The sequence below is a fragment of the Bradyrhizobium sp. ORS 375 genome, from assembly GCF_000239775.1.
In the GTDB taxonomy this organism is placed as follows: Bacteria; Pseudomonadota; Alphaproteobacteria; order Rhizobiales; family Xanthobacteraceae; genus Bradyrhizobium.
In genome coordinates this window covers 1-7,040 of the sequence record NZ_CAFI01000418.1, presented here as the reverse complement: position 1 = coordinate 7,040, position 7,040 = coordinate 1, and the positions used below count along the sequence as shown (strand labels likewise).

At 68.2% G+C, this 7,040-nt stretch carries 3 protein-coding genes; all 3 read left to right on the top strand.

The features are described 5' to 3' along the window. Nucleotides 1-377: 377 nt before the first annotated feature. Nucleotides 378-3,533 (top strand): hypothetical protein, encoded by a 3,156-nt coding sequence (locus tag BRAO375_RS27520; protein ID WP_035642590.1) that lies wholly within the window; start codon nt 378-380, stop codon nt 3,531-3,533. Then, the gene (locus BRAO375_RS27515; RefSeq protein WP_009030705.1) at nt 3,530-5,212 is read left to right on the top strand and encodes an SWIM zinc finger family protein; all 1,683 of its coding nucleotides are present in this window, start codon (nt 3,530-3,532) and stop codon (nt 5,210-5,212) included. The genes BRAO375_RS27520 and BRAO375_RS27515 overlap by 4 nt, the downstream gene beginning before the upstream one ends. A 352-nt stretch (nt 5,213-5,564) precedes the next feature. Next, nucleotides 5,565-7,040, top strand: a 1,476-nt coding sequence (locus BRAO375_RS27510; protein ID WP_035642587.1) for a reverse transcriptase family protein, incomplete at its 3' end; no start/stop codon positions are given.

The window sequence follows — 7,040 nt, the reverse complement described above, 5'->3', positions numbered from 1 at the left end:
TCTTGCAGGCGGGCCATGGGTGCGGCCAGCGCCCGGCATTCCCCGCGCCCTCTCAGCTCGGAGGGCGGATCGACAGGCACAACTCGGACGCCATGGCGCCGCGGGATCGCGGCGCGACGCAAAAACGATCCGCGTCTTGCAGGGGACGAGCGATGGTGCGCTCCGCGCGGCGGATGAATGTCAGCGACATCAACATCTTGTTCAAGAAGATCGTCTTCGGCCTGGCCGCCTCGCGCGCCAAACTCGCAGACTCGAATGCGGGATGCCGCCGACCGGTGACTTGCGTCGAATCGCCATATTTGTCCGCCTACCAATCCGACGTTGACGCGGTGTGCCCGGCTTGTCATGTAGCGCGCCGGACCTCCCAGGGGCAGTCTATGCAAGTCATTCGTTCGGTGCGCCTCTGGATGAAGGAGGGCACGTCCGACAAGGTCTACGAAGTCGATCTCGTCGATCTGGAGCGAGCCGACGGCGACGCACGCTATCTGGTCAATTTCCGTTACGGCCGCCGCGGCGGCTCGCTTCGGGAGGGCACGAAGACTCCTTCTCCGGTCATCCGCGCCACCGCCGACAGACTGTTCGATAGCGTCGTGGTATCCAAGATCAACGGCGGCTATCGCCGCGTCGACGGTGAGACGTCCCCGTTGACGGAGCTCAATGCCGGGGCGGCGACCGACGGACGCGCCGCGGAGCTGCTCAAGAAGCTCTCGCTCTGCGTGCGCGGCGGGTGGAGCGACAAGGAGCGTGACCGCCTGTTCTGGCGCCTTGGCGTGGTCCGGCTGGCGGCCGCCTATCCGCAAATCGCCGCCTTCGCGCAAAAGACCGGCGCGGCGAATGCAAGCTACAGCCTGGTGTATGCGCTGGCGCGTTGCGGAGGCGGACTCGCCGCTGACCTGCTGCGCAGCTGCGCGGACACCAATGTCAGCCCCGTGACGCGCGATTACGCGGCCTACGCGCTGGCGAGCGGGCTGATGGGCGCGCAGCGATCGCCGCCGCGCCTGTCGCTGCCGCGACCGAGCGATGCTGCGGCAAACCGCGACATCGAGGCGGCTCTGGAGAGCGGCCGTGCCGCGGAGCTGGTGCAGGCCCTGCTGACGGCGAGTTCAGCACAGCCGAATTTCGCCAATCAGTACCTGATCGCCCTTGCCCATCATGCGCTCGCCGACGACGGCGCGCGCATGACACTGCTCGCCGCGGTGCGTGCGATGACGCCGCGTCCTCCTTTCGTGCAGGTGCTCAGGCGGCTGTTCAAATATGCCGATCTCACCGACGACGGGCCGCTGTTCGCAGCGACGGCGCGACAGTTCGAGCTTGCGACGCCGATGTATCGCCGCGGACATGTCTACAGAGATCAGGTCTGGCTGCCCGGCTCGCGCCAGCCCTTGAAGCTCAGTGAGGAGCAGAACAGGGCCGTGCCGCGCCTCGCATTGTCCGACCAGACCCTGCTCTACTTCAAGCGGCGCGCCTGGCGCATGCTGCGCAAGCGCGCCGAGCTCGGACAGGACGCCTTCACCGCGATGGCGAGCGAGCTGCTGCTCGCCTTCACCGATGCCGACGGCAGCAAGCCGGCGGAATGGAGCACCTACGTCCGCATCGATGGCCGCTATCAACCTGTCGTCAACGCCACCGAGGCGCTGAGCCGCGTCTGGAGCGTGAGCCACCTGCTGCATGCCGAGGCCGCGACCAGCCGCTTCAATGCCAATGCGCTGACGCATCGCCATGTCGGAACGCGCATAGCCGGCCAGCGCGAGGAGGCATTCCCGGCGCTTTGGGATGCCCAGCCCGAGCGGCTGCTCCGCATCGCCGCGCTGGCGCGCAATCACGCGGCGGCGCGCTTTGCCGCCCTGGCGTTGCTGCAGGGCCCGCCACGGGCGGAGGCGATGGACATCGCCGCCATCGGCGGCCTGCTGGCCTCGCCCTATCCGGAGGTCACCACGCTCGCAGCCGCAATCGCGCAGCGTCTGATCGCGGCCGGCAAGGCCGATGCCGCGCTGATCACCGCGCTGCTCGGGGCGCCAGCCCAGGACATGCGCGACCTCGCCGTCCGCGCCATCGACGATCGCGCCGACTGGCCGTGGGCCGACGCCCAGCTTGCTCGCGCCGTGCTGACCAGCCCCTACGAGCCCGTGCAAAGCCGCGCCCGCGCCTGGCTGCGCGACCGACCGCCGACACGGGAGCAGCGTTCGCAGGCGACAGAGGCGTTCGCGGCCTGGCTCGCACAACTGCCGGCCGAACTCGATGACCTCCAGCGCGCCGGCCTTTCAGCCGCCGTCGCGCTGCTGCCTCAGCTCTGGCCCGATCGCGACTGCCCGTTGCAGCCGGAGCTGATCGAAAGCCTCACCGGCCACGCCAGCCCCGAGGTCCAGGCGGCGAGCATCCAGCTCATCGCCGTCACGCCGACGAAGCCGGCCGATCTGCCGGCGACGTTCCTGCAGGCCATTTTGCTGGCCGACGCGCCTGAGATCCGCGTCGCCTCGATGAGCCTGCTGGGACGGCTCGACGACGCCGCACTCGCCGAGCATCGCGATGGCGTTGTGCTGGCGGCGACCGGCAGCCATGCCGGCCTGCGCGCAGCAGCTCGGCCGCTGCTCGCGCGCCTCGCGGCAGCCGACGCTGCGTTCGCCGTCCGTGTGCGCGACCTGCTGATGGCCATCCTGTTTCGCACCGAGCCGGTCGAAGGCCATGCCGCCGACATGGTCGCGCTGTTCACGGCGTCCTTGCCTCCGGCAGCTGCTGACATCGACGACGGCACACTGTGGCGCCTGTTGCAGGCCCGCGCGATGGGCGCGCGCATGCTCGGCGCGAGGCTGCTGCAGAGCCGCGATCCCGCGCAGTTCTCCGTGCGGCAGCTCGCCCGCCTTGGCAATCATGCGCTGGCGACTGTGCGCCGCTTCGTGCTGCAGGCCTTCGCTGCCGACGAGGCCCGCTTCCGCGCCGACCCCGAAAATGCCGTGCTGCTGGTCGAGAGCGAGTGGGAGGATGTCCGAACCGCCGCGGTGAACAGGCTGACGGCCTGGCCGAGCGAGGCGCTGCCGGCCTCGGCCCTCGCGGTCATGGCGGACTCGAACGTGCCCGCCGTACAGGACGGCGCCCGCGCGCTGCTGCGGCGCAGTCTTTCGGACGGCGACATCGCCGACGTGCTCGGGCGCCTGCTGGAGCACCCATCGGGCAGCTTCCATCTCTTCGTCACCGAGCTGCTTACCGGCGAGGCGCTGGCCGATGCGGCCATGTTCGCCAAGTTCATGACGCAGGCGCGCATCATCCTGATGCAGATCAACCGCGGGCGCGTGGCGAAGGAGCGGATCTTCACCGCCCTGCGAAACGAGGCGCTGGCGCACCAGGAGCGCGCCGCCGACATCGCGCAGCTGCTGCACGACTTCACACTCAGCGTCACGCGTCGCGACAAGGCGCCGGCGCTGATGATCCTGCGCGACATCGCCCACGCGTGGCCGGATCTCACACTGCCCGTGACCGTGGCCCGCGCCGGCCGCAGCACGCAGGACGGCTCGCACCTCAGCGGAAGCGCCGCATGAATTTCGCCTATCGCTTTCTCGGCAGCACCAGCGCCTCGTCCGACGCGGCCGCATCGTCGTTCACCTTCGCGCCCGACACGCTGCGCGCGCCGACGTTCTTCACCGGCAAGGTCGCCCGCCATCTCGCATTTCGCGAGGCGATCTCGGCGCTGCATCACGTCGTCGTCTCCGACCTGCGCTTCAAGCCGCGCGACCGCACCGCCTATTTCGAATGGTTGAAGCAGAACGAGGCCAATTTCCTCGCCGAGGCGACCGCGCAGTCCGAAGCGCTGAAGCCGCGCATCGCCGAGCTGCAGGCCCGCATTCGCGGATTGGACCAGCAGCGCAATCTGCTGATGCAGCCATACTGGAAGGCGCAGCGGGCCTATTTCGACTACCTCTACAAGCAGGACCGCGACGCCTGGATCGTGCTCGATCCGGTCATCACGGTGCATCCGGACGAGATTTTCTTCGAGTGCTTCAGCCTCGACGAGTCCAGCTACGGCCGGCTGTCGTGCGATCATGACGTGTTCGAGAGCCTCGGCGAGATGGCGCTCGGCACCACCAACATCGACTACAGCCACGCGCTCTACGACGAATTCCAGAAGATCCGCTCCTATCGCGACACGACGCTGACGATCGATCCTTCCGGCTTCGAGGTGCAGACCGGCGGCGATGCCGATTTTCGCGAGGAGAAGATCGACCTGCCCGACAGCTGGGTGCGCGGCTTCCTGCAGGTGTCGAGCGCCATGACCCTGCCGGCGCATGTGTTCGACCTGCATCCCGTCGACATGGCCAACATTCTCACCCGGCTCGCGCAGAAGAAGGAGAAGGCCGGTCCGCGCTCGCTGCGTTTTGTGTTGACGCCGGATGCGCCGGTGGAGGTGGTGATCGAGCCGTGGAACGAGCGGCTCCGCTTCCGCCGCTCGATCTATCGCGGCCCGAGCGCCGCCGAGATCCGCATCTGGGGCCGGCGCCGGCTCGCCATCCTCGGGCGCACGCTGGCGCTGGCGCGGTCGGTGCGCGTGCACCTGACCGGCAGCGGCCTGCCCTCGTTCTTCGTCGTCGATTTCGGCGGCCTGCGCTTCACGCTCGGCCTCTCCGGCTGGACCGCGAACGACTGGTCCTCGGCCGGACAGTTCGACCTGCTCGCGCCGCGCCACAAGGTCGATCACGACACGGCGCAGCGGATCTTTGCGGCGCTCGGCAGCGCGCATGCGGCGACCCCTGCCGAGTTGGCGCGGCAGACCGGCACCGGCGAGCCGCTCGTGCATGCCGCGCTCACCGCCTACACCCAGGCCGGGCGCGTGATGTTCGATCTCGACAAATCGCTCTACCGCCTGCGCGAGTTGACGCGCGAGCCGTTATCACCCGAGCAGCTTCGCTTTGCCAGCCCGCAGGAGGAGAAGGCCGACCGCCTGATCGATGCGAACCTCGTGACGATCGGCCGCATCGATCGCAACCAGGGCGCTCGTGCCGTCACCGGCAGTGTACTCGACAACGCCCGCAACGAGCAGGTCAGCCTCGTGATCGACGGCGACGACCGTCTCGTCGAGGCGCGCTGCAGCTGTCACTTCTACGTCCACAACAAGATGGCGCGAGGTCCATGCGAGCACATGCTGGCTTTGCGCCGCATCGTCCATGCGCAGGTCGATGGCGTGGCCCAGGACGGACAAGCCGGCGGACAGGCCATCGCATGACCGACATGACAGCCGCTATCAGCACACCCGGCTTGAACCGGAACCGACAATTCGCGTATCACTGGCTTCGGAAGGACGCAGGCCGGTCAGGACCTTGCAATCCGGGCGGCGTATCGCCGTCCTTGCTTCATGACCGCGCATGCATCACTGGCCCGATCTTCACTGGGCCGGGGCTGCCCACCCATCCGCAATCGCAGAATGGGTTCTTTGAACCCAATTGCGGATGGGTGGGCGCCCCGGCTTCGAGTGGATCGATCCAGTTCTTGGAGAAGACGAAGGCAAACCGGCCTGCGCTCCTTCCGATCTCCCTCAATGAGTGTGCAGCGGCGCTCCTCACCGGAGGGCTGGCCGCGTGACCGACACCGTTTCCCCGGGCAAGCTCACGCGCCAGGAGCTCTACGACCGCATCCGGCAATCCTCGAGGGACGAGGTCATCCTCGAGGAGATGATCCGGCTTGGATTCTGGCCCGACGGCGAGCGCGCGCCCGCACCGGCTGCGGAGGCGATCCGCAGCCGTGCCGAGGCCATCCGCGAACTCGCCGAATTGCAGCGTCAGAACGCAGCGCTGGGCGATCCCGTGCGCGCCTTGAAGGAAATGCACAAGCGCCGCAAGGCCGAGGCGATGGCGCGGCGGCAGGAGACCAAGCGTCGCCATGCCGAGGCACGGCAGACACGGGCGTTTGCATGGTACGAGCGGCGCAAGCGGGATGTGCTCTATCTCGGCGAGGACGTCTCGCCTGGGCTGCACGTCCGCACCACGTCGACCCCGTTACGCGACGGCCTGCCCCCGCTCGCCGACGCCAGGGCGCTGGCCGATGCGATGGGCATTCCACTCGCCGAGCTGCGCTTCCTCGCCTTCAACAGGAAGGTGGCGTCGGTCAATCACTATCAGCGCTTCACGATCCCCAAAAAGAGCGGCGGCGAGCGGCTGATCTCGGCGCCGATGCCGCGCCTCAAGCGCGCGCAATATTGGGTGCTGGACAACGTCCTCGCGCGGGTGCCGCTCAATGACGCCGCCCACGGCTTTGTGCCAGAGCGCTCCATCCTAACCAACGCGCGCAACCATGTCGGCCGCGACGTGGTAATCAATCTCGACCTCAAGGATTTCTTTCCGACGCTGACCTATGTCCGCGTCAAAGGCCTGTTCGAGGCGCTGGGTTATGCCGAGGCAGTCGCGATCCCGCTCGCGCTGTTGTGCACCGAGCCTGTTGTCGATGAGGTCACGCTCGATGGCGAGCGTCACTTCATCGCCGATGGCCCGCGGCTGCTGCCGCAGGGCGCGCCGACGAGTCCGGCGATCACCAATCTGGTCTGCCGCAAGCTCGACCGGCGGCTCGTCGGCCTCGCGCGCATGCTCGGCTTCGTCTACAGCCGCTATGCCGACGACCTGACCTTCTCCGGCTCGGGCGAGGCGGTGAAGAAGATCGGCACCTTGCTCAAGGCCGTCAGTGGCATTGTCGAGGCCGAAGGCTTCAAGGTCCATCCGGACAAGACGCGCGTGATGCGCCGGTCGACGCGCCAGGAGGTCACCGGCCTGACCGTCAACGAGGCCGTGGCCGTGCCGCGCGACCTCATGCGCCGCTACCGCGCGGTGCTGCAGCAGGTCGAGCGCAACGGGCCGGTGGGCAAACATTTTGGGCCCGGCAAGGACGTGATCAGATCGCTGCTCGGCTTCGGCCATTTCGCCGTCATGGTCGATCCGAAAAGCGGTGCGCCCTTGCTGGAGCGCGCGCAGCACCTCGCCGCGCGCTTCGCGCCGCCGCCTTCGCCGCGACGCTCCATCCGCGCGGCCTTCCGCAAGGCGGCGGCCGCGGGTCGGACACCGCCG

What these genes read in the sequence shown, in the direction of transcription:
- BRAO375_RS27515 (WP_009030705.1), top strand. Translation starts at nt 3,530, where the DNA reads ATGAATTTCGCCTATCGCTTTCTCGGCAGCACCAGCGCCTCGTCCGAC.
- BRAO375_RS27520 (WP_035642590.1), top strand. Translation starts at nt 378, where the DNA reads ATGCAAGTCATTCGTTCGGTGCGCCTCTGGATGAAGGAGGGCACGTCC.